Source organism: Brevibacillus sp. HB1.2, assembly GCF_013332495.1.
Taxonomy (GTDB): Bacteria; Bacillota; Bacilli; order Brevibacillales; family Brevibacillaceae; genus Brevibacillus; species Brevibacillus porteri.
On sequence record NZ_JABMIU010000006.1, the window covers coordinates 153,233 to 173,315 of the forward strand.

22 protein-coding genes are annotated in these 20,083 nt (G+C 45.1%); all 22 read left to right on the forward strand.

What is annotated here, in order from left to right; translation table 11 throughout:
* The first annotated feature begins 15 nt into the window (after positions 1-15).
* The 22 genes from HPY28_RS16635 to HPY28_RS16740 all read left to right on the forward strand — a co-directional run bounded on the left by HPY28_RS16635 (position 16) and on the right by HPY28_RS16740 (position 19,994).
* Complete coding sequence (locus HPY28_RS16635; RefSeq protein ID WP_069848077.1) at positions 16-795, forward strand: DNA and RNA helicase; 780 nt, start codon at positions 16-18, stop codon at positions 793-795.
* A gap of 14 nt (positions 796-809) precedes the next feature.
* A complete protein-coding gene (locus tag HPY28_RS16640) occupies positions 810-1,478 on the forward strand; it encodes a hypothetical protein (protein WP_017252075.1) in 669 nt (222 codons plus the stop codon).
* Positions 1,475-2,899, forward strand: coding sequence for a contractile injection system protein, VgrG/Pvc8 family (locus tag HPY28_RS16645; protein ID WP_017252074.1), 1,425 nt, complete (start codon positions 1,475-1,477; stop codon positions 2,897-2,899). The genes HPY28_RS16640 and HPY28_RS16645 overlap by 4 nt, the downstream gene beginning before the upstream one ends.
* Positions 2,900-2,971: 72 nt before the next feature.
* On the forward strand, positions 2,972-4,117 hold the full coding sequence (locus HPY28_RS16650; protein ID WP_174230970.1) for a pentapeptide repeat-containing protein: 1,146 nt from the start codon (positions 2,972-2,974) through the stop codon (positions 4,115-4,117).
* Positions 4,114-4,665 carry a hypothetical protein gene (locus tag HPY28_RS16655; RefSeq protein ID WP_017252072.1) on the forward strand — a complete coding sequence of 184 codons (552 nt, stop codon included), beginning with the start codon at positions 4,114-4,116 and terminating at the stop codon, positions 4,663-4,665. The genes HPY28_RS16650 and HPY28_RS16655 overlap by 4 nt, the downstream gene beginning before the upstream one ends.
* Positions 4,652-5,074: a DUF4280 domain-containing protein gene (locus tag HPY28_RS16660; RefSeq protein WP_017252071.1), complete on the forward strand. Its 423-nt coding sequence runs from the start codon at positions 4,652-4,654 to the stop codon at positions 5,072-5,074. Before HPY28_RS16655 ends, HPY28_RS16660 begins: the two co-directional genes overlap by 14 nt.
* Before the next feature lie 13 nt (positions 5,075-5,087).
* The gene (locus tag HPY28_RS16665; protein ID WP_174230971.1) at positions 5,088-7,880 is read left to right on the forward strand and encodes an HNH endonuclease; all 2,793 of its coding nucleotides are present in this window, start codon (positions 5,088-5,090) and stop codon (positions 7,878-7,880) included.
* A gap of 59 nt (positions 7,881-7,939) precedes the next feature.
* Positions 7,940-8,392: a DUF6985 domain-containing protein gene (locus HPY28_RS16670; RefSeq protein WP_174230972.1), complete on the forward strand. Its 453-nt coding sequence runs from the start codon at positions 7,940-7,942 to the stop codon at positions 8,390-8,392.
* A 408-nt stretch (positions 8,393-8,800) separates the two neighbouring features.
* Positions 8,801-9,223, forward strand: coding sequence for a DUF4280 domain-containing protein (locus HPY28_RS16680; protein WP_174231019.1), 423 nt, complete (start codon positions 8,801-8,803; stop codon positions 9,221-9,223).
* A 13-nt stretch (positions 9,224-9,236) separates the two neighbouring features.
* Complete coding sequence (locus HPY28_RS16685) at positions 9,237-11,966, forward strand: polymorphic toxin type 15 domain-containing protein (protein ID WP_174230973.1); 2,730 nt, start codon at positions 9,237-9,239, stop codon at positions 11,964-11,966.
* Positions 11,967-11,985: 19 nt separating this feature from the next.
* Positions 11,986-12,522 carry a T6SS immunity protein Tdi1 domain-containing protein gene (locus HPY28_RS16690; RefSeq protein WP_174230974.1) on the forward strand — a complete coding sequence of 179 codons (537 nt, stop codon included), beginning with the start codon at positions 11,986-11,988 and terminating at the stop codon, positions 12,520-12,522.
* 163 nt (positions 12,523-12,685) lie between these two features.
* Positions 12,686-13,264, forward strand: coding sequence for a suppressor of fused domain protein (locus HPY28_RS16695; RefSeq protein WP_017252068.1), 579 nt, complete (start codon positions 12,686-12,688; stop codon positions 13,262-13,264).
* Positions 13,265-13,804: 540 nt separating this feature from the next.
* The gene (locus HPY28_RS30255; protein WP_017252067.1) at positions 13,805-14,029 is read left to right on the forward strand and encodes a DNA/RNA non-specific endonuclease; all 225 of its coding nucleotides are present in this window, start codon (positions 13,805-13,807) and stop codon (positions 14,027-14,029) included.
* A 108-nt stretch (positions 14,030-14,137) separates the two neighbouring features.
* Entirely contained in the window at positions 14,138-14,518 is a 381-nt protein-coding gene (locus tag HPY28_RS16705) for a DUF600 domain-containing protein (RefSeq protein WP_174230975.1), read from the forward strand.
* Between the two features lie 409 nt (positions 14,519-14,927).
* Entirely contained in the window at positions 14,928-15,437 is a 510-nt protein-coding gene (locus HPY28_RS16710) for an ankyrin repeat domain-containing protein (RefSeq protein WP_174231020.1), read from the forward strand.
* Positions 15,438-15,711: 274 nt separating this feature from the next.
* The gene (locus HPY28_RS16715) at positions 15,712-15,951 is read left to right on the forward strand and encodes a hypothetical protein (protein WP_174230919.1); all 240 of its coding nucleotides are present in this window, start codon (positions 15,712-15,714) and stop codon (positions 15,949-15,951) included.
* Positions 15,952-15,994: 43 nt separating this feature from the next.
* The gene (locus tag HPY28_RS30925) at positions 15,995-16,465 is read left to right on the forward strand and encodes a hypothetical protein (protein ID WP_483297551.1); all 471 of its coding nucleotides are present in this window, start codon (positions 15,995-15,997) and stop codon (positions 16,463-16,465) included.
* On the forward strand, positions 16,395-17,699 hold the full coding sequence (locus tag HPY28_RS16720; protein WP_254613142.1) for an RHS repeat domain-containing protein: 1,305 nt from the start codon (positions 16,395-16,397) through the stop codon (positions 17,697-17,699). The genes HPY28_RS30925 and HPY28_RS16720 overlap by 71 nt, the downstream gene beginning before the upstream one ends.
* A gap of 35 nt (positions 17,700-17,734) precedes the next feature.
* Complete coding sequence (locus tag HPY28_RS16725; RefSeq protein WP_254613143.1) at positions 17,735-18,310, forward strand: hypothetical protein; 576 nt, start codon at positions 17,735-17,737, stop codon at positions 18,308-18,310.
* A 5-nt stretch (positions 18,311-18,315) separates the two neighbouring features.
* Positions 18,316-18,849 carry a hypothetical protein gene (locus HPY28_RS16730; protein ID WP_174230976.1) on the forward strand — a complete coding sequence of 178 codons (534 nt, stop codon included), beginning with the start codon at positions 18,316-18,318 and terminating at the stop codon, positions 18,847-18,849.
* Positions 18,850-19,008: 159 nt separating this feature from the next.
* Positions 19,009-19,596: an RHS repeat-associated core domain-containing protein gene (locus tag HPY28_RS16735; protein ID WP_174230977.1), complete on the forward strand. Its 588-nt coding sequence runs from the start codon at positions 19,009-19,011 to the stop codon at positions 19,594-19,596.
* Between the two features lie 14 nt (positions 19,597-19,610).
* Positions 19,611-19,994 carry a hypothetical protein gene (locus tag HPY28_RS16740; protein WP_174226080.1) on the forward strand — a complete coding sequence of 128 codons (384 nt, stop codon included), beginning with the start codon at positions 19,611-19,613 and terminating at the stop codon, positions 19,992-19,994.
* Positions 19,995-20,083 lie beyond the last annotated feature (89 nt).

Genomic DNA, 20,083 nt, shown 5'->3' on the forward strand with positions numbered 1-20,083 from the left:
GAAGGGGGAACAGCGGTGTTTTCCCATCTCTATCCCAATTTTCATAAAGGGCGAATTCTCAAGCGAGAGATGCTTGAAAATCTGCGTGATTACCCGCGGCATTTTGTAGATTTATACTTTCAGGATTATACAGACGGCATTATTTCTGGGGTGGATGTATCGATAGGCGAAGGGCACCTCACTGTCGGCAGAGGAATCGTCAAGCATCAAGGACGGATTTATTTGTTCGACCGCGAAGAGCGTGTTCCTTATGAGGCCACAGGTACGGAGACGGTACTCAAGATTCGCTTTCACGAGGAGACTTCGTTGACCGACTATTACGTTTACGAGACGTCATTTGTACTCGATCAGGAGATAGAGTCACGCCAGGATGAAAAGGAGCTGGGGCGCTTCAAGCTCAAGCAAGGGGCAAGGCTTCGCGGGGATTATCAGGATTTAGCCGATATGGCGACGGAATTCAATACATGGAATATCGTGCATGTCGAACATGCCGGGAGAAACGAGCCAACACTTGCTCCTTTCATCCTGCGGTATTTTGCGAATGAAATGCTGAAAACGGTCACCAATCACCCGTATGATCTCGCCTTTGCCATGCAGTGCTTGAATGCGGACAGGGTAGAGCGGGGGCTCATTCTTCATTACATAGGTAACAGAATGGGGACTGGTTACCGCGAGTACACGAACCTGCAGATTCTCAAATACCTCGCACGTATATTGGATGACGCCAAGAGTGGCGGAAAGTCCTCAAAAACGGAGTGGAAAACAGGCGGGCGTCAGCGGGTTATTGTTGATTAACGAGAGGATGGTGAATGGAAATGGCGCGCATGGATGAAAGCATTATCGGCATGTTGAATGAGCTTTCCGGTGAGGATACACAGCCAGCAGCAATACGTTTTGGTCCAAAGGGCAAAAACCGACTGGATGTCGTGAACAAATCATTTATTACAGTCGGTGAAGAGAGAATTCCCATGGAGGACAAGCGCGTTCTCGACGATCTCGTACAGATTCGACTCCCGAAGACATTTTCCATCATGAGTCCAGAAGTAGCAGCGCTGAAGTATCCATCGGAACGTAGGCCTTCACTGATTTATACGAACGAAACGGCGTCCATTAACTTGGCTTTCACCTATACCGAGAGCAAGCTGACCGATTCTCCTGCACAGCTGAAAGCCTTCATGGATGTCATGAAGCAGGTTTTGCGGAGAACACAGCCACTCGCTCGTTGGCAGGAGGAAGGAATACGTGAGATTGCGGGGAACAGCGTCGGATTTTTCGAGTTTGTTGCGCCCGCATTGGATACGGACATTTACAACCTGATCAGCTTTGTCTCTCTACAGGAACGCGCTCTTCTCTGTACGTTCAATTGCACGGAGCAGGAGCTGTCGGACTGGAAGCCAATAGGCTGGGGGATCATGGATTCCTTGTCGCTCGTATCCACCAATTCGAATGAAAATGGGAAGGGAGAAGGGAAAATATGAGTCTTCCTGTCATTGCCTACAACAATTTGCAAATCTCTCCTTATCAATTGACGCATCTGGTAGAACTGACGATTACGAAAAAGATTAATGAGCACGCTCGCCTGACATTTACGGGGATCGTACCAGAAGAATTGAAGGACAGCTATGTAGAAATGACGGAAGCACAGACCCCGATCGAAATCAGTCAGGTGGATAGCGACGGCAACGCCACGCCGCTTTTTGCGGGGATTGTTCTGGAGATAGGCATCAAAGCCGTACGAGACGTTTATTATCTGTACGTCGAAGCTGTCTCGCCTACGTACAATCTCGACGTGAAGCGCAAGAGCCGTTCGTTTCAAAACAAAGCCATGACCTATGGTGCCCTTTTGAAAACAATCGCAGGAGAATACCCAGGCATGGACATGATGGACATGGCCTCCAATGGCGGGAAGCTGGGCTCCTTTACCATGCAGTATCAGGAGACGGATTGGCAGTTTCTCAAGCGGCTTGCTTCGCGTTTTCAGACCGGACTGATGCCGGCATCCGTTTTTGAAAAGCCAAAGTTCAGCTTTGGTGTGCCAGAGGGTGCCTCGAAAGGTAAGCTGGACGATTTTCACTATCGAGTGCGCAAAAATTTGAACGAATACCGCCATTCCTCGGAAAACGGGGTCAAGGGCGTGGATGAAAATGATTACATCTTTTACGAGGTCGAGACGGATCGCGTGCTCGATTTGGGCAACGGTGTGGATTTCAAAGGGAAGAGCCTGTATGTGTATGAGGCCCATACCGAGATGAAGAAAGGCTTGCTCAAGCATAAGTATTTGCTTGCGTCCAAAAAAGGAATGAGCCAAAAACCGCTCCACAATTCGCTCATTGTAGGGGCATCGGTGCAAGGAAAAGTCATTGAGGTCTCCAAAGACAACGTCAAAATCCACCTTGATATCGACGAGAAACAGAGCAAGAGCGAAGCGCACTGGTTCCCGTATTCCTCGGTTTATACGGCTGAAGGAAACAGCGGTTGGTATTGCATGCCGGAGCTCGATGACTACGTCCGCGTCTATTTTCCGAGCAACAAGGAAAGTGACGGGATTGCGATCAGCTCTGTCCGGAAAAATTCAGACGAGGGCGAAACGAACAAGCTAGGGAATCCCGATATCAAATACTTCCGCACGGCCAACGGAAAAGAACTGATGTTCAGCCCGTCGGAGGTATTGCTTAGCGCAAAGGACGGGGAAATCCTCATTCGCATGACCGATGCGGACGGCATCCAGATTTTCAGCAAGAAAAATATCAAGGTTGTCTCCGAAAAGGACATTTTGATGGATTCTGCCACGAAGGTGATTATCTCGGCGAAAGAGGAGATCAGTCTCACCTGCAAAGAGAGCAACATCAAGATGGACGGAAATACAAGCATCGTCGGGCAGGAGCTCAAAACCAATTGACACACATGGTTGCCACGCGGGTAACCGTGTGTTTGGTGTATGCAAAAACGGTGAGAAGAAGGAGGGATTGGCATGGAGAGAGAGGAAGCCTTGCAGCATTTCAAGGAGCACGAGGTGCCGAAGAGAACCATCGCCAGCCTACATACCTTGGATGCTTACTATCAAGCGAATAAAGAGAGGCTGGCAAAAGAATTTCTCCGTTCCTTTGAAGCAATATGCCGACGTGTGATGGATAAGCAGGAGCAAGGAACAAAAGGCAAACTGGCGTACTTGACCTATTCCATGCTGCGGACGGAGCTTCTTCTTGGAAGCAGTCATTATTTGCTGGAAGCTACAGACAGCAGTTGGTTTTTCGATCCGGTGGAGTGTCAAACCAGCTATGATGCGAGCTGGGCTTTCCGCTTTTTGGATCGGCTCGCAATCGAATGGAACGAGGCTGCCAGAGCGTATGCCGGACACGTAAGACTTCCCGATATCGAACGGATCAAGCTCGTGGAGGCAGAGAAGTTTCATCAATATGTAGTCCACCTGATCCGTTATGCCATGGTGCAGGCTGTTCAGTTGGAAGTCTTTCAACAGGTGGACAAGGAGCCGGAGCTCGAGGTGCGTGTCGGAGAATATTTGGATCAAAGCGAGATCGTGTACTGTCTGGACACTCGCCACAAAGATTCTGAGATGATCCGTGCTTGGCTGGAAGAAAAGCAAGAGCTGGAATACGGCTACAAGGTTTTGGCTGGTCTCGATTTAGCAAAAGGGCATTTCGACAGTTTGGACCTGCGCTATTCGGACTTGTCGGACAGTCACTTAACGAATGCAACCCTGCGAGAAAGTGTTTTGGTCGGAACGAGATGGCATCGTGCCCAGCTAAAAGCGGTTGATTTCGGCGACAGTCTCATTCACGGAGCGGATTTTACCGGAGCGAATCTGCTAGGCGCGAGCTTTCGTGAAGCATCCGGGCCAAGGGGTCTTTTGGAAACAGATGCGTGGGAGATGCCCGGTTTTGATGGTGTCTTGTTCGTCCGGGCGGACTTGACCGGGACTGATTTTACTGGGGCCGATCTGCGCGGCGCAAACTTTACCGATGCGATTTTGACCGGCGCGAATTTTAGCGGAGCGCTTCTGGAGAGAGCCGTATTCTCGGCGGAGGTCAGGGAGTCCATTCTGTTGGATGAGCTTCAGGAGCGACAGGTCGTTTGGCGAGAGGGGAGTCAGGTATGAATTATTTCATCTTGTCACAGGACGAGCGCATCGCGAGTGCGGTAGAGCCAACCAACGTTTTTGACGTCATCCGGCAGGAGTGGCTCACCCCGGATTATCAGGAAGAGCTGGATGAGGCGATCATCCAGTTCGACATCAAGCAAAAGAAAGAGAACGACTATCTGGATTTTCTTGATAGACCGATCCCGCTCTATTCCAACCGCTTAAAGACAATCATCCACAAGTTCGCGCCGAAGCTGTTCGTCAAATCCGTCGTGCTGGTAGACAGGGAGCGGATCAAGCAGGATTTGTACTGGATGATGAGCCTGCCGCGTGTGAACTGTTTGTCAGAGCAAAGCGAGTTTCACAATGACGGCTCACTTAAACGGCTGGTTCTCGATCCAGAAAAGATTGGGCGTCATACGATTTTTCAAATCGAAGGGATTCGTGAACCGTATATCATCATCGATTTGCGGCTGGCGGAAGCTTTGCTGCGCAGGGACTTTTTCGGTATCCGCTTGAAAAAAGCAGAGCAAGCAGGGAGGAGAATGAGTCATGCCCATGATTGAAGATGTCGATGTTGTACCTTCGTCGGCTCCGAAGAAAAGCTACGTCGTGGCGGGAGCAATTCTCACGTGTGACTACGGGAGCCAGAAGAACAAGCTGAAAACGCCGTTTAGTCATGGCGTGTACATTCGCAACCAGGCACAAATGAACGTGAATGACTATATGCCGCAAGTGAACATCATGCCGTTTGGCAAATGCAAATGCGAGAAAAATCCAACCGTCGCGGCTGCTACTGCTGCCAACAACGGTGTACTCAAGCCGATGCCATGCGTTCCTGTAGTCACCATGCCCTGGATCGATGGCAAAGCAGATGTACTCGTGGAAAACCATCCCGCCCTGTTAAACAACAGCACGAACATGTGCATATATGGAGGCTGCATTCGCATCGAAGACGACGGACAGGAGCAATAGTGAGGGGGATTGTATGAATACGACAGAGAAGCTGGCTGGATACGAGAATATCCAGTTGGTCTCACCCTTTGAAATCCAAAGCCTACAAGATGTCAGAATCGTAAGGAAAGTTAATGAGCACGCCAGATTGTTCGTCACCGGAATCATCCCGGAGGAGAAAAGCGACCGGTACATCGAGATGGCGACGAGCGAGGATACAGTCGCGCTGAATTTGGTGGAAAACGGCGCGCTGACGAAGACACTGTTCAAAGGACTCGTGGATTCCGTCAGTGTGAACTTCGTTCACGGCGTCTACCATTTGGAGCTGGAAGCGGTCTCGCACACCCAGCGAATGGATGGTCAGCGCAAGCTGCGTTCTTTTCAAAATAAAAAAATGAGCTATGCGAGCCTGCTCGACGAAATCACGAAGGACTATCCCGGTTCGGATTATTTAGACCATGCTTCGAACGGCGCGCCGCTTGGGACCATCGCGATTCAGTATCAGGAGACAGATTGGCAGTTTTTAAAGCGACTGGCCTCTCGCTTCGGCTCTATTCTCGTCGCAGAGGCTGTCGCGGATAAGCCAAAGTTCTGGTTCGGCTTGCCCGAGGGACGCACCGCCCAATTGACAGACGCCAGCTACACCATCAGCAAAAGGCTGGCGCCCTATATGGAAACGACAGAAAACGGCTACGCAGCAGGTATGTCGGAAAATGATTTTCTCACCTATGAAGTAGAAAGCGGACAGGTGCTTCAGCTCGGAGACCGCGTGAACTACCAAGGCAAAGAGCTGGTCGTCGCCGGGTCAACAACGAGGATCGACCATGCCCTTCTCATTCACACCTATCAGCTCATGCCCGAGGCAGGCATCCGGCAAAACCCTATCCGCAACGACGACATCTGCGGCGCTGCCCTGGAAGGCAAGATCATCGACATCCAGAAGGACACCGTCAAAATCCACCTCGACATCGATCAAAAGCAGCCAAAGGCAGAGGCGAGCTGGTTCCCGTATGCCACGGTCTACTCGGCAGAGGGCAACAGCGGCTTTCACTGCATGCCGCAAATGGGCGACTCCGTGAAGCTGTACTTTTCCACACCAGATGAAGAAGGCGCCATGGCAGTCAGCTCCGTGCGAAAAGGTGGAGGAAGCACGGCGAAAACGGGCAATCCCGGCATCAAGTACTGGGGAACCAACTTCGGCAAAGAGCTGATGATGGGCGGCAAGGAACTCGTTCTTACTGCCAAGGAGAGCAAGGAAGGCAATATTTTTATCAAGCTGCATGAAGAGGACGGCATCGAGATTCACAGTATGCATCCCATTGTTTTTTCTTCGGAGAAGGATATGGAGATTAGGTCAGATACGAAGGTCGAGATCAAGGCCAAGGAAGCCATCTACCTCATGTGCAGCACCAGTAGCATGATTTTGGACGGGGAAGTGGATCTTCAAGCACCGAAGATTGAGATGGTCGGGCTGACGAAGGCGCCTGTGGTTGTGGAGGATTTGCCGCAGGAGGAAGAAGAGGAAGAAGTCGTTGAAGAGGAGCAAGAAGAGGAAGAGTCTGGCTGGGGTGGATTTCTGGATGGTGTACAGTTAGCGCTGGATGTTGTGGGACTCATTCCGGGTTTGGGAGAAATAGCGGACTTAGCGAATGCGGGAATCTCGCTCGCACGTGGAGACTATGCAGGAGCGGCGCTATCTCTGGCAGCGTGTATCCCTTTTGCAGGCTGGGCGGCAACCGGAGCCAAGCTGGGAGCAAAGGCGCATAAAGCACTAAAGGGAACGAAAGCGGGACAGAAAGTGCTCGAGGTAGCAGACTCAGCGGCGGATGTTGTGAAGAACGTAGCAAATGCTGTCGAAAGCACCGTCGGGAAGGTCTGGACGGCAGCCCGCAAAACACTAGACGAGATGGATGTGATGCAAGCGGTCCAGCGAATCAAGGAGCAGTTGTACGCTAGCGTCATGGCCGCAAAAGATGCAGTCATCAACAAGGCAACACAGATGAAAGAACAGCTCAAGCAAAAGGCTAGGAAACTGCGCGATGATATGCAAGAAGGCTTGCAGAATTTAGCGGATAGTTTAGGCCCTCAGTTACAATCGGCGGAAGGGTTTCCAGTAAAATTCTCGAATAAAAATGATGTGGTAGAGCTTGCCCCTACGGAGAACCAACTGAAGTGGCGCGAAACATACGGGGGACCGAATGGGCAGAAGCCGAATCAAAAGCCGCCGGAGAGTACGGGGGACGTTGATACTCCACCTGCCTTCAAGCAAACTGAATTTGCTAGTTCATATGAAGCGCGAATTAATCAAACACCTGCACCAGATAGTAAAAAGTCGAAGGTTTCATTTGAAGGGGAAAGAGGTGAATCTAAATGTACACTAAAGCCACCGCCAGACCCTGAACTCAAAAAAATACTTGATGAAGCTGGAATTGATGGTATCCAGTATAAAAATGCTGTACCTGATTTTTCACCAGTGACAAAAGCGCAGGTGGAGATCGATCATATGGTAGGCGGAACTGGTAGAAATGGAACTAAAGCTAGATACTCTAATTTCGCTCAAGCAAACTCAAAACTAGCTGAACAGCTTAATAAATCACCTGAATTAGCAAGTAAATTTGGAATGAAACCTGGGGAAATTAAAGCGGCTGATGTAGAAGCTTACCGAATTGCAAACAACTTAACATGGCATGAATTAAATGATGTAAAAACAATTCAACTTGTGCCCTCAAAGATAAACAGTTCTTTCGGACACCTAGGCGGAGTAGGGGAAATAAACGCAGGGGCATATAAGCCCGGAGGCTTTGCCAATAAGTCGTCTGTACCTTGAGGATTCGTAAATAAATAAAAAGAAATAAATAAAACGAAATTAAAAAAGGAGATTTTAAAATGACAATAAATGATGCAGTTTTTGGCGAACTCGAATACAATTATGCATGGTTTAAGGATACTACTATTGAATTTTGTGGAGAAGAAGTTGAGATTGCATTAATGATAAGTGGTGAACAAGATGGTAAATTTTCCGAAAAACAATATGCAGCGTATCACTCATTGATTCAAAGTTGGGAGCAACTTCAACAAAGTATTTTACAACCAATTCTAGATTATTACGAACAGAATTATGATGCAGGACTTAACGAGAATTACCCTTTAATTGAAACAGCCGTGCAGCTACTTGATTATATAAGTCTAGTAGGAATATCTATTCCCTATGCGAAAGGTTTGGAAGGCAGATACATCGGTTTAACTTTCGACTGCACATGGGACGAAGAAAATGGGTTAGGTTTACTACTAATAAATGAAGAAGTAGCCAGAGTAGGATACCAGGATGTTGCGATGTAAATAATTTAGGATAGGGGGTCTATCAAGAATTTAGGGTAAACCCATGTCCCCCCAAAAAAACATGAAAGTACAATACAAATCAATTTATAAATAAGAAAAGAAACTCCATGATTAGTTAATTTTCAAAGGCTGATTCCATCTTTCAACAATGAGATGGAATCAGCTTTTTTTGCATGTTCAAAATCAAATGAGCGATGGCTCACCCCGGATTATCAGGAAGAGCTGGACGAAGCGACAATTCAATATCAAACAAAAAAAGAAAATGACTACCTGAATTTTCTCGACAGACCGATCCTGCTTTATTCCGACCGCTTAAAGACAATCATTCACGAGTTCGCGCCGAAGCTGTTTATCAAATCCGTCGTGCTGGTAGACAGGGAGCAGAGCAAGCAGAGAGGAGAATCAGTCATGCCCATGATTGAAGATGTCGATGTTGTACCATCGTCCGCTCCGAAGAAAAGCTACGTCGTTGCAGGAGCGATTCTCACGTGCGACTACGGGAGCCAGGAGAACAAGCTGAAAACACCCTTTAGTCATGGCGTGTACATTCGCAACCAGGCACAGATGAACGTGAATGACTATATGCCGCAAGTGAACATCATGCCGTTTGGCAAATGCAAATGCGAGAAAAATCCAACCGTCGTGGCTGCTACTGCTGCCAACAACGGCGTACTCAAGCCGATGCCATGCATTCCTATGGTGACAATGCCCTGGATCGAAGGCAAGGCAGATGTACTCGTGGAAAATCATCCCGCCCTGTTAAACACCAGCACGAACATGTGCGTATATGGAGGCTGCATTCGCATCGAAGACGACGGACAGGAGCAATAGTGAGGGGGATTGTATGAATACGACAGAGAAGCTGGCTGGATACGAGAATATCCAGTTGGTCTCACCCTTTGAAATCCAAAGCCTACAAGATGTCAGAATCGTAAGGAAAGTTAATGAGCACGCCAGATTGTTCGTCACCGGAATCATCCCGGAGGAGAAAAGCGACCGGTACATCGAGATGGCGACGAGCGAGGATACAGTCGCGCTGAATTTGGTGGAAAACGGCGCGCTGACGAAGACACTGTTCAAAGGACTCGTGGATTCCGTCAGTGTGAACTTCGTTCACGGCGTCTACCATTTGGAGCTGGAAGCGGTCTCGCACACCCAGCGAATGGATGGTCAGCGCAAGCTGCGTTCTTTTCAAAATAAAAAAATGAGCTATGCGAGCCTGCTCGACGAAATCACGAAGGACTATCCCGGTTCGGATTATTTAGACCATGCTTCGAACGGCGCGCCGCTTGGGACCATCGCGATTCAGTATCAGGAGACAGATTGGCAGTTTTTAAAGCGACTGGCCTCTCGCTTCGGCTCTATTCTCGTCGCAGAGGCTGTCGCGGATAAGCCAAAGTTCTGGTTCGGCTTGCCCGAGGGACGCACCGCCCAATTGACAGACGCCAGCTACACCATCAGCAAAAGGCTGGCGCCCTATATGGAAACGACAGAAAACGGCTACGCAGCAGGTATGTCGGAAAATGATTTTCTCACCTATGAAGTAGAAAGCGGACAGGTGCTTCAGCTCGGAGACCGCGTGAACTACCAAGGCAAAGAGCTGGTCGTCGCCGGGTCAACAACGAGGATCGACCATGCCCTTCTCATTCACACCTATCAGCTCATGCCCGAGGCAGGCATCCGGCAAAACCCTATCCGCAACGACGACATCTGCGGCGCTGCCCTGGAAGGCAAGATCATCGACATCCAGAAGGACACCGTCAAAATCCACCTCGACATCGATCAAAAGCAGCCAAAGGCAGAGGCGAGCTGGTTCCCGTATGCCACGGTCTACTCGGCAGAGGGCAACAGCGGCTTTCACTGCATGCCGCAAATGGGCGACTCCGTGAAGCTGTACTTTTCCACACCAGATGAAGAAGGCGCCATGGCAGTCAGCTCCGTGCGAAAAGGTGGAGGAAGCACGGCGAAAACGGGCAATCCCGGCATCAAGTACTGGGGAACCAACTTCGGCAAAGAGCTGATGATGGGCGGCAAGGAACTCGTTCTTACTGCCAAGGAGAGCAAGGAAGGCAATATTTTTATCAAGCTGCATGAAGAGGACGGCATCGAGATTCACAGTATGCATCCCATTGTTTTTTCTTCGGAGAAGGATATGGAGATTAGGTCAGATACGAAGGTCGAGATCAAGGCCAAGGAAGCCATCTACCTCATGTGCAGCACCAGTAGCATGATTTTGGACGGGGAAGTGGATCTTCAAGCACCGAAGATTGAGATGGTCGGGCTGACGAAGGCGCCTGTGGTTGTGGAGGATTTGCCGCAGGAGGAAGAAGAGGAAGAAGTCGTTGAAGAGGAGCAAGAAGAGGAAGAGTCTGGCTGGGGTGGATTTCTGGATGGTGTACAGTTAGCGCTGGATGTTGTGGGACTCATTCCGGGTTTGGGAGAAATAGCGGACTTAGCGAATGCGGGAATCTCGCTCGCACGTGGAGACTATGCAGGAGCGGCGCTATCTCTGGCAGCGTGTATCCCTTTTGCAGGCTGGGCGGCAACCGGAGCCAAGCTGGGAGCAAAGGCGCATAAAGCACTAAAGGGAACGAAAGCGGGACAGAAAGTGCTCGAGGTAGCAGACTCAGCGGCGGATGTTGTGAAGAACGTAGCAAATGCTGTCGAAAGCACCGTCGGGAAGGTCTGGACGGCAGCCCGCAAAACACTAGACGAGATGGATGTGATGCAAGCGGTCCAGCGAATCAAGGAGCAGTTGTACGCTAGCGTCATGGCCGCAAAAGATGCAGTCATCAACAAGGCAACACAGATGAAAGAACAGCTCAAGCAAAAGGCTAGGAAACTGCGCGATGATATGCAAGAAGGCTTGCAGAATTTAGCGGATAGTTTAGGCCCTCAGTTACAATCGGCGGAAGGGTTTCCAATAAAATTCTCGAATAAAAAAGATGTGGTAGAGCTTGCCCCTACGGAGAACCAACTGAAGTGGCGTGAAACATACGGGGGACCGAATGGGCAGAAGCCGAATCAAAAGCCGCCGGAGGGTGAGAAACCACCGAAGACTGAGGAGACTGGTAAACCTGCAACAAGAATTGCAGAAGTGGAAGTTAAGTTTAAACGTAATCCTAAGCATGATTCAGAGGAGTTTGCTAGACAGCTGAAAGATCAGGAAAAAGGTCTTAATGAATTAACTGTAGATGAATTTATAAAGAATAGAGATAAATATATACAAAACGGTAGAGCTAAAGAGGGAGATGCCGCTCAAAAACTAGCTAGAAAAAAAGCATTACAGGATAAAATTGAAGAATTACGAGAGCAAGGATTGTCATATAAAGACGCAGAAATAGAAGCAAATAAATGGATAAAAGATCAAGCAGCACTTCATAATCCCGACCAAATTGCTGGAGGAGATCCGCTTCATATAACCGGTATGGGGGATAAAAGAATTAATTCTTCCATTGGTTCACAATGGAAGAATAATATAGATAGCATGGATAAGCAAATTAGAGATATGGCTAAAGAAATGACAGAGGAAGAAAGGAAATCAACTTATTTAAATATTAAATTAAAACACTAAGACAATGGAGGAAAAATTAATGATGATTAATGATTTCGTATTTATACAGCAGCCCTCTATAAGCTTGATTGAACAATATAAAGGGAGAATTCCTGACCAAGTTATTGAATTTTGGGAAAAACACGGTTTTGGAATTGCGAAAAATGGATATTTAAGATTTGTAAACCCACAAGAATATCAAGAATTATTATCTGAAGTATATGTTCGACATAATTTAGCGGTCCCTTTATTTACAACAGCAATGGGTGACGTTTTGGTTTGGGAAGATGGATATTTATTAGGACTAAACTTTAGAAAGCACGAAGTAAATGTATTGGCGAAAAACTTTAAATTCTTTTTTGGAGATCTAGATGATGAGTATTTTTTAGAGAAGGCTCTTGATTGGTTACCGTATCCAGAAGCTAGTGTCAAATATGGAAATGTGGAGTTTGATGAATGCTTCGGTTATGTGCCGATTCTAGGATTAGGTGGACCAGAAAAAGTGGAGAACTTAAAAAAAGTAAAGCTTATTGAACATATTTATTTGATTACGCAGTTTATGGGTCCTATAGAGTAATAGAATTAATATAAATTACACCATTAATAAGACTTTCAAAAGCTTATTCCGACTTGAATGATGAGGAGGAACGAGCTTTTTTCATGCCAAAGCTAAGGTGAAGATTTAATGGACGATTATTTTGGAGATTAAAATTAGTAAGTATTAGCAAAGGGGGAGCATAATGAAGATACCAAATGAAAGTAAATTACTTGCTAAATCAGCTTTAAAAGCATTTGGTGGCAATCCTGCTATTCACAAATACTGGGATGACGAAAAAATAGGTAATATTGATATTTTATCAACAACGGATAGACCATGCGAAGGTATTACATCGTATTCAACCATTGGATTATATATGCATTCAATAGGAAAAATTGTAGATGAAAAATTTTTGAGGGTAGAAATTGTGGGGGCAAGTGCAACTATCCATGAAGAATTTCCTAATATATTAGCGACTTGCGCTTTTTGTATAATCAATTCCAAAATGCCGATTTATCCAGGTAAAATATTTTTGGATGTGGTGAAGATGTATTATCCTGATATTGAAATGAAGCATGTGCTCTTCGTGCCTCCATTTCTGTGGGAAGATCAGTTACAAACAATTGATCTTCAAGATAAAAAAGTTGCATGGTTACTTTCTGTCCCGATTTCAGAAAAAGAATATTTATTTGCTGAACAACATGGTTCAAATAAACTTGAAGATTTATTTGAGCAAAATCAGATAGACATTTTCGATATTGAGCGAAAATCAGTTTTATAGTATCACTAGGTCTGTCAAAAGTTTTGTGTAAACTTGATATACAACCTCAACAATTAAGAGCGTACAATACAAGCAACAAACCACAACTCGGGCTACCCGCCCGCGTTGTGGTTTTCCTTTTTTGGATATAGAGCGGCGGTTGATGTAATAGCCCCCCTCCCAGTGCGGAATAACCCCATCATTCAACCAATTACACACTTAACCCATGTAATACCCGTATAAAGGTTTCTTCATTTTGGTTGTACGCACATGATGCTTGAATTTTATACCCTATTTAATGCAATAGCGTTACGTTTAACAGGTTTATTATGGTCAGATAATACCATGGTTGACCTGTTTTTTGTAATCTTCTTTTTCTTGGACTACAGAAATTTCCATATCAACTGTAGCACCTAAGAAGTGCGAGGAGGGCAATGTCTTCAGGGTACCAACTGGACAGAAGCCGAATCAAAAGCCGCCTGAAATTGATGGACCCGGAAATGGTCATATTAAACAATTGTTGATAATCCATTTGATGAAACAGGAAAACTTAAACCGAATGTGAAGTATAAAGCAGGTGAACACAAATATGACTATGAAACTGATCATCTGGGCAAAATTGAAAGCTTTAAAGCGGATGATCTGAAATTAACTACAAGAGATGAACGATTACCACATGAATCAAATACGCCAGGTGAGGAACCTAGTGACCATACAGAGCATTTGGCAGGTGATAGGTTTGGGGGGTCACCAGATATCGATAACCTTGTGTGTCTGTTGACGTAAAAGTAAATTATGAGGGGGATTCGCTACGAGCGTCTAGTAATAATATAAATTACATAATAGTTGGTGAGCTAAAAGTTTTCGATTTAATAAATTAAAGGAGATTGGATTATGACAAAAGTATTTGAAGATTATTTTTCAGAACTACAGGCAGATATGGTGTCCATTTGTCTTGAGTATGTAAATAATAAAGCTGATATGATCTATATATACGCTTCGAATGAGTGTGGACAATTTAGTACAGATGTATTTTATCAGATTAACAAGGTTATTGTTAAAAAACACAAGGTTAATGAAAATCTCCGTGAAATTGGTGATTTGTGTAAGAAAAATAACAGGGAAATGCCCACGGAGATGAAAGTGATTTATGATGCATCTGAGAACAAATTAAATGCTCAATATAGTTACGAGATAAAATATACTAATGATCCTGAAAAATTACCTAGTCATATATTCAATGATTGGTTCGAAGAAATGGGTGGAAAAATATAAGGATAGTATATGGGGGTGTTAAAAAAGAACCGTGCAATACAATGAAAAATACTTACAATAAATAACATAACTATCGCATGATAAACTTTCAGAGGCTTATTCCGACTTGAATGACGAGGAGGAACGAGCTTTTTTCATGTCAAAGCAAGGAGACTCCGTCAAACTCTACTTCTCTACTCTAGCGAAGAAGGCACCATAGCAATCAGCCTTTGTTTTATATGCGGAGGAAACACGGCGAAGACGAGAAACCCTGGTAGTGAGCAACATGGTATTGAAGCTTTAGAAAACGTTGTAAATCAATTGAAAGCAGTTGATGCTGCTGGCGGGGAATATGATGATTTTGTTGAGAGACTAGAAGATCTTGGAAAACCAGCTGCATCAAGACGATAAAAATTATGGGGGAACTAAAATGGATAAGACTCAAATTGCAAAAGACATTAGAGGTGCCATAAAAAGTGTTCAACTGGATAGATTAAGAGATTTTCTTGAGAAAAATCCAGAAATGTTAGAATGGATGACGCCCTTTGGTACGTGGTTACATGTAGCAGCAGCTCATGGACACTTAGATTTAATAGAGTATCTTATTAATGCCGGGATAGATATTAATGCACAGGGTGGAATTTTTTCTACAAATGCCCTTGAAAGAGCAACTGCAAAAGGGCATTTAGATATTGCAGAATATCTCATTAGCCATGATATTGAGGTTGATACTAGTGAACCAGAGAGAAATCCTCTGTTTGCTACAATATATGGCGGTCATTTTGAGATTGTTAAACTGTTAGTTGAAAATAATGTAGACATTTCTATAAAATACACTGGTGACAACATGACAGATATGGATGCTTATGCATTCGCCATTGAAAGAGGAGAAACAGAGATTGCAAAATATTTAAAACAAAAACTGGATGAAAAAGAGTAAAAAAGAGTAGTACACAATGCAAATACTTGAAAGCAATTCATTAACTCATATTCGTCCAAAAAATAGAAGACATCTGCACACTCCCTTAGGATGGTTGCATCAAGTCAACTTTAAGAAAGGGGGGAGTGTCAAAAATTTTGTGTGGTACATCTCCAACTACAAACAAGATCGTATAATACAACCAACCAAACACTAATAAGCTTGACAAACACATTTAATAAACGAGCAAAGGCTTATTCCAGCTCGAAAATGAGGAGGAATAGGCCTTTTTAGCATGTCAAAAATCATTAGCGAATTAGCGGAAAGAGCAGAGCTTGTTCTCACTGGAGAGGAGAACAAAGAGGACGGCATCGAGATTCACAGCATGCATCCCATTGTTTTTTCCTCGGAAAAGGATATGGAGATTACGTCAGATACGAAGGTCGAGATCAAGGCTAAGGAAGCGATCTACCTCATGTGCAATCGGCTACACGATTTCAGAAAAAGTAGAATCCATTACGAACGTCTATGGTGAAGCCACTCGTTATGAGTATGACAAGGAATGGCAAATTATTGGGGTGGTAGACCCAACTGGAGCGAAGACCAGCATCGAACGCGATGCCATGGGCAGAGTGACGTCTGTCACCGATCCTTTGGGGAACCGTCAGTGCTATGAATACGATGCGGCGGGACGTTTACTGGCTGTCTATGATGCAACCGGACAGAAAGTGAGCGGGCTCACCTATGATGGCGCAGGCAATATTCTTGCCCATATTGACGGACTCGGACGAACAACCCAATACCAATTCAACAAGCTCCATCAAGTCATAGCCACGACGAATGCGGCTGGACAGAAAACCAAGTTCTCCTACGATGCAGCCGCACGACTGACAGAGGTATTGGAAAATGAAGCAGCCGTCTACAGGCAGCAATACGACGGAGAAGGACGCCTAACGAGCTATACGGATGCCAATGGCAATGCAACCACCCTCTCCTACGATGCCAGTGGTACGCAATGCTACCGGAGAAGGAACGACCTATCGCTATGACAAGCGCGGATGGCTGACCGACAAGACCAATGCGCGCGGTTTGGAAACGCACTACCGCTACGATGCAGCCGGACAGCTTATTGAGCAGCAGGACGAAGCGGGGACTGTTCGCAGGACTTTCGACGCCGAGGGTCGCGTGGTAAGTGTCAAAGAAGATGGAAAAGACACCAAGCGCCGTACCTACGATCTTTTGGGACGAATCGTCTCCAGCACAGATCAGTATGGGAATACGCTACAGTACACCTATGATGCGGGGGGCAGACTGGCAACGCTTATCTATCCAGATGGCAAAACGGTTGGCTATATCTACGATCTCGCAGGTCAATTGACCACGGTCACAGACTGGGCAGGTCGTGTTACAAGGTACACGTACGATGAAAATTACCGCCTCATCCGTACAGAGCGACCGAACGGTACGGTAGAGCAGCGTCACTATGACGCAGCTGGACAGCTTCTGCGTCTTTGGGATCAGAATGCGCAAGGCGTCATACTCCAGCAATATCGGTTTGTGTACAACGAGCTCGGGCAGATCATACAAGAGGAAGAAAAGCAGTACACCTATGATGCCTTGCGGCGCCTGACGAGCGGAGCCATGGCAGGACGAAAGATCCTCTATACCTATGACCAGGGCGGGAATATTACCGCTATTGGGGATTCAGGTTCGAGTCTAGCTACGGCGATGACGTACGCCAAGGACAACCGACTGGACACCGTAGATGGTCAACCCGTTCAGTATGACGAGGACGGCAATCTGCTACTGCTACCGGGCAAGCAACAGCCAGATGCATATGTGTACGATGCCCGTAATCGTCTCGTCCGTGCCGGACAAGCTCGCTACACCTATGATGCCGAATACGTGCGCACCTCCATGACTTGGAACGGAAAGACGACACGGTATGTGGTTGACCAGAACGCCGATTTGACCCAGGTTCTTATGGAACTGGAGGAAAGTGGAGCCGCCAAAGCGTATTATGTATATGGACTGGGGCTCATTGGTCGTGAGGATGAGCAAGGCGATTATTTGTCCTATCACGCGGATACGCGCGGCAGTACGACCCTGTTGACCGACGAGCATGGTCGAGTCACAGACCGTTATACCTACGGATTGTACGGGGAACTGGAAGTACACGAAGGAAGGACAAAACAGCCGTTTTGCTATAACGGCCGCGATGGAGTCATGACCGATCCGAATGGGTTGTACTACATGCGGGCGCGGTATTACATCCGGGTTTGAAGCGGTTCCTGAACCGAGACGTGCTCCAAGGGGACATGACGGACGGGCAGACGTTTAACCGTTTTGCTTATGTGAATGGGGCTCCGATTGGGTTCATTGATCCGTTGGGGTTGATGAAGTGTAAGGATGAAACGGCTAAAAAGAAAGTAACACCAGCAACAAAGAAAGTAGATGAGCTAGGGGAATATTACGAGACAACAATACGTTTTGAAACGAACGTAAAATGGGGTGACGAGTATCGTGATATGAACCGAAGAGATTTTAACCGGAAAGTTAAATATTTGCAAAAATTGAGCGATGCGAATTTATTAAGGAAAGTAAAGCCGGTAAGAGATCAAGAGTTAACAAAGAAATACAAAGCCGCTGTAATTAAGAAAATAATTAAACATTATTATCATAGGGATAAAGAATTAGCTAAAAAGCTAATAGACAAAGTTAGAGATGATTTGGATCCGGATCATATGTGGGATTTAGGACTAGATGGACCAGATGTTAAACGGAATTTAAAACTTATGGATCAATTTACAAACAGAAGATTAGGTGGAGTATTAGGAGTACAATTAAAAGATGTTCCGTATGGTTCTAGAATAAAAATAAAAATAGAAAGGTGAGGAATATGATCGAATTATTAATCAAAAAAATAGATAAAATTAGTGAAATATTAAGTGACGACCCATTTAGTTTGACATTTGCGGACATTACAAAAAATACTAATGAAGAACAATTCACAAATTCCGAGAATAGTAATTTAAAAGATTATTATTTAATTACAAATCGATATGAAAGATTAATTGGAGGAGTTATTAATATTTTGGGTCAACAGAAAGTTGCCGAAATTCAATTTTATGTAGAGGAAATGCAAAGGTTTGATGGTGACTGGATTTGTATAGGAAAAATTGAAAGGTATCCCCTGTTTATTAATAAGGAAAATGGTCAAGTAACGTGTTTATTTGGAGATCCATTAGATCAAAATTATGTTTTGGAGTCGTATGGAGACTTCAATAACTTCTTACTTAACTATTTTCTAGGGGAACAATATGGAGAAATTGGATTGAAGCTTGTTGAATCTGGAGGAAGTATAAATACCGTTGGTTCAAAAGAGGATGAATGGTATAAAATGTTAGAAGAGAATGGTTTGTTAACGCAGTAAGAGCCTTTCAATACAACTCAAAAATTATTTTCATTTGATGAACTTACAAAGGCTTATCCATCTTAAAGATGAGGATGGATAAGCCTTTTTTATGACGAAGCAGGGAGACCGTCAAGTTCTACTTTTCCCTTTATATGAAGCTTTAGCCTTGGAGGTCAGATGCGTGCGCGGTATTACCATCCAGGGTTGAAGCGGTTCCTGAATCGAGATGTGCTCCAAGGGGATATGACGGACGGGCAAACGTTCAACCGGTTTGCTTATGTGAATGGTGATCCGATTGGGTTCATTGATCCGTTGGGGTTGATGAAGTGTAAGGATGAGAAGGGGAAATCTCAAACTAGAACGGAAATAATGGAGATTGTTCGAGAGACTTTGAGTCCTGAAGTGAAGAAGATAAAAAAATTAGATCCAAATGCAAAAGTGGGATATAGAGGTTCCCTAGCTACTCGTAGGAAGGGTAGACACAAGGGATATGCGCCTTTTGATCCAACAGATTTCGATATCGATGCATTTATTGTTAGCGATAAATTAGCTTCAAGATTTAATCCTGATGTCACTTGGAGAGCAGGAACCGAGATAAGAGAAATTAGGCAGATACAGAAGGAAGTAGATAAAACTCTTAGAGGATCTTTAAAGGGGTTAAGAAAGTTCGATAAGAAAGGAAGACCGGATAAATTTACTTTCCGAATATTCACTGAGGAAGAGTTCGCCAACCAATATAGAAAAGGGAGTAAAATAATTGACTAGGAGAATTAGCATATATGAGAAAAAAGTACCCCTATTTTACTTGTTCATTACCAATAGCATCTGAAGAAGATATTTATGGTGTTGCAAATATTATTTCGGAAAAGTTAGTTGGTGGTATTACATTTGGTGGATTAGAAGATTATATTTACGAAGAGGTTCCAACAGTATACATTAATAAGAGTATTTTGGGACTGGAATTTGTTATACAAGGTTATGGAGGTGAAAAAGGATATATAGTAGAAGTTCATTCTCACCCTGGTAATGATGAACCAGATAATGTAAATGAAGTTGAAATTGATATAACATGTTACGTTGCTTCTCTTCTTGAAGGAACGGAAAAAATAAAGATAAAATATGAACAAATTGCTGAACAGGATTATATTATTATCACAGAATAGTTTCCAATACTGGATGAATTGGTAAAAAGTTGTTCATAAAAAGGGGCTTATTCCAACTTGAATGATGAGGAGGAATGAGCCTTTTTAAT

Excerpts from the sequence above, each read along its gene's own strand:
- HPY28_RS16640 (WP_017252075.1), top strand. The coding sequence starts at position 810 with ATGGAAATGGCGCGCATGGATGAAAGCATTATCGGCATGTTGAATGAG.
- HPY28_RS16645 (WP_017252074.1), top strand. The coding sequence starts at position 1,475 with ATGAGTCTTCCTGTCATTGCCTACAACAATTTGCAAATCTCTCCTTAT.
- HPY28_RS16650 (WP_174230970.1), top strand. The coding sequence starts at position 2,972 with ATGGAGAGAGAGGAAGCCTTGCAGCATTTCAAGGAGCACGAGGTGCCG.
- HPY28_RS16655 (WP_017252072.1), top strand. The coding sequence starts at position 4,114 with ATGAATTATTTCATCTTGTCACAGGACGAGCGCATCGCGAGTGCGGTA.
- HPY28_RS16660 (WP_017252071.1), top strand. The coding sequence starts at position 4,652 with ATGCCCATGATTGAAGATGTCGATGTTGTACCTTCGTCGGCTCCGAAG.
- HPY28_RS16665 (WP_174230971.1), top strand. The coding sequence starts at position 5,088 with ATGAATACGACAGAGAAGCTGGCTGGATACGAGAATATCCAGTTGGTC.
- HPY28_RS16670 (WP_174230972.1), top strand. The coding sequence starts at position 7,940 with ATGACAATAAATGATGCAGTTTTTGGCGAACTCGAATACAATTATGCA.
- HPY28_RS16680 (WP_174231019.1), top strand. The coding sequence starts at position 8,801 with ATGCCCATGATTGAAGATGTCGATGTTGTACCATCGTCCGCTCCGAAG.
- HPY28_RS16685 (WP_174230973.1), top strand. The coding sequence starts at position 9,237 with ATGAATACGACAGAGAAGCTGGCTGGATACGAGAATATCCAGTTGGTC.
- HPY28_RS16690 (WP_174230974.1), top strand. The coding sequence starts at position 11,986 with ATGATGATTAATGATTTCGTATTTATACAGCAGCCCTCTATAAGCTTG.
- HPY28_RS16695 (WP_017252068.1), top strand. The coding sequence starts at position 12,686 with ATGAAGATACCAAATGAAAGTAAATTACTTGCTAAATCAGCTTTAAAA.
- HPY28_RS16705 (WP_174230975.1), top strand. The coding sequence starts at position 14,138 with ATGACAAAAGTATTTGAAGATTATTTTTCAGAACTACAGGCAGATATG.
- HPY28_RS16710 (WP_174231020.1), top strand. The coding sequence starts at position 14,928 with ATGGATAAGACTCAAATTGCAAAAGACATTAGAGGTGCCATAAAAAGT.
- HPY28_RS16715 (WP_174230919.1), top strand. The coding sequence starts at position 15,712 with ATGTCAAAAATCATTAGCGAATTAGCGGAAAGAGCAGAGCTTGTTCTC.
- HPY28_RS16720 (WP_254613142.1), top strand. The coding sequence starts at position 16,395 with ATGCAACCACCCTCTCCTACGATGCCAGTGGTACGCAATGCTACCGGA.
- HPY28_RS16725 (WP_254613143.1), top strand. The coding sequence starts at position 17,735 with ATGACGGACGGGCAGACGTTTAACCGTTTTGCTTATGTGAATGGGGCT.
- HPY28_RS16730 (WP_174230976.1), top strand. The coding sequence starts at position 18,316 with ATGATCGAATTATTAATCAAAAAAATAGATAAAATTAGTGAAATATTA.
- HPY28_RS16735 (WP_174230977.1), top strand. The coding sequence starts at position 19,009 with ATGCGTGCGCGGTATTACCATCCAGGGTTGAAGCGGTTCCTGAATCGA.
- HPY28_RS16740 (WP_174226080.1), top strand. The coding sequence starts at position 19,611 with ATGAGAAAAAAGTACCCCTATTTTACTTGTTCATTACCAATAGCATCT.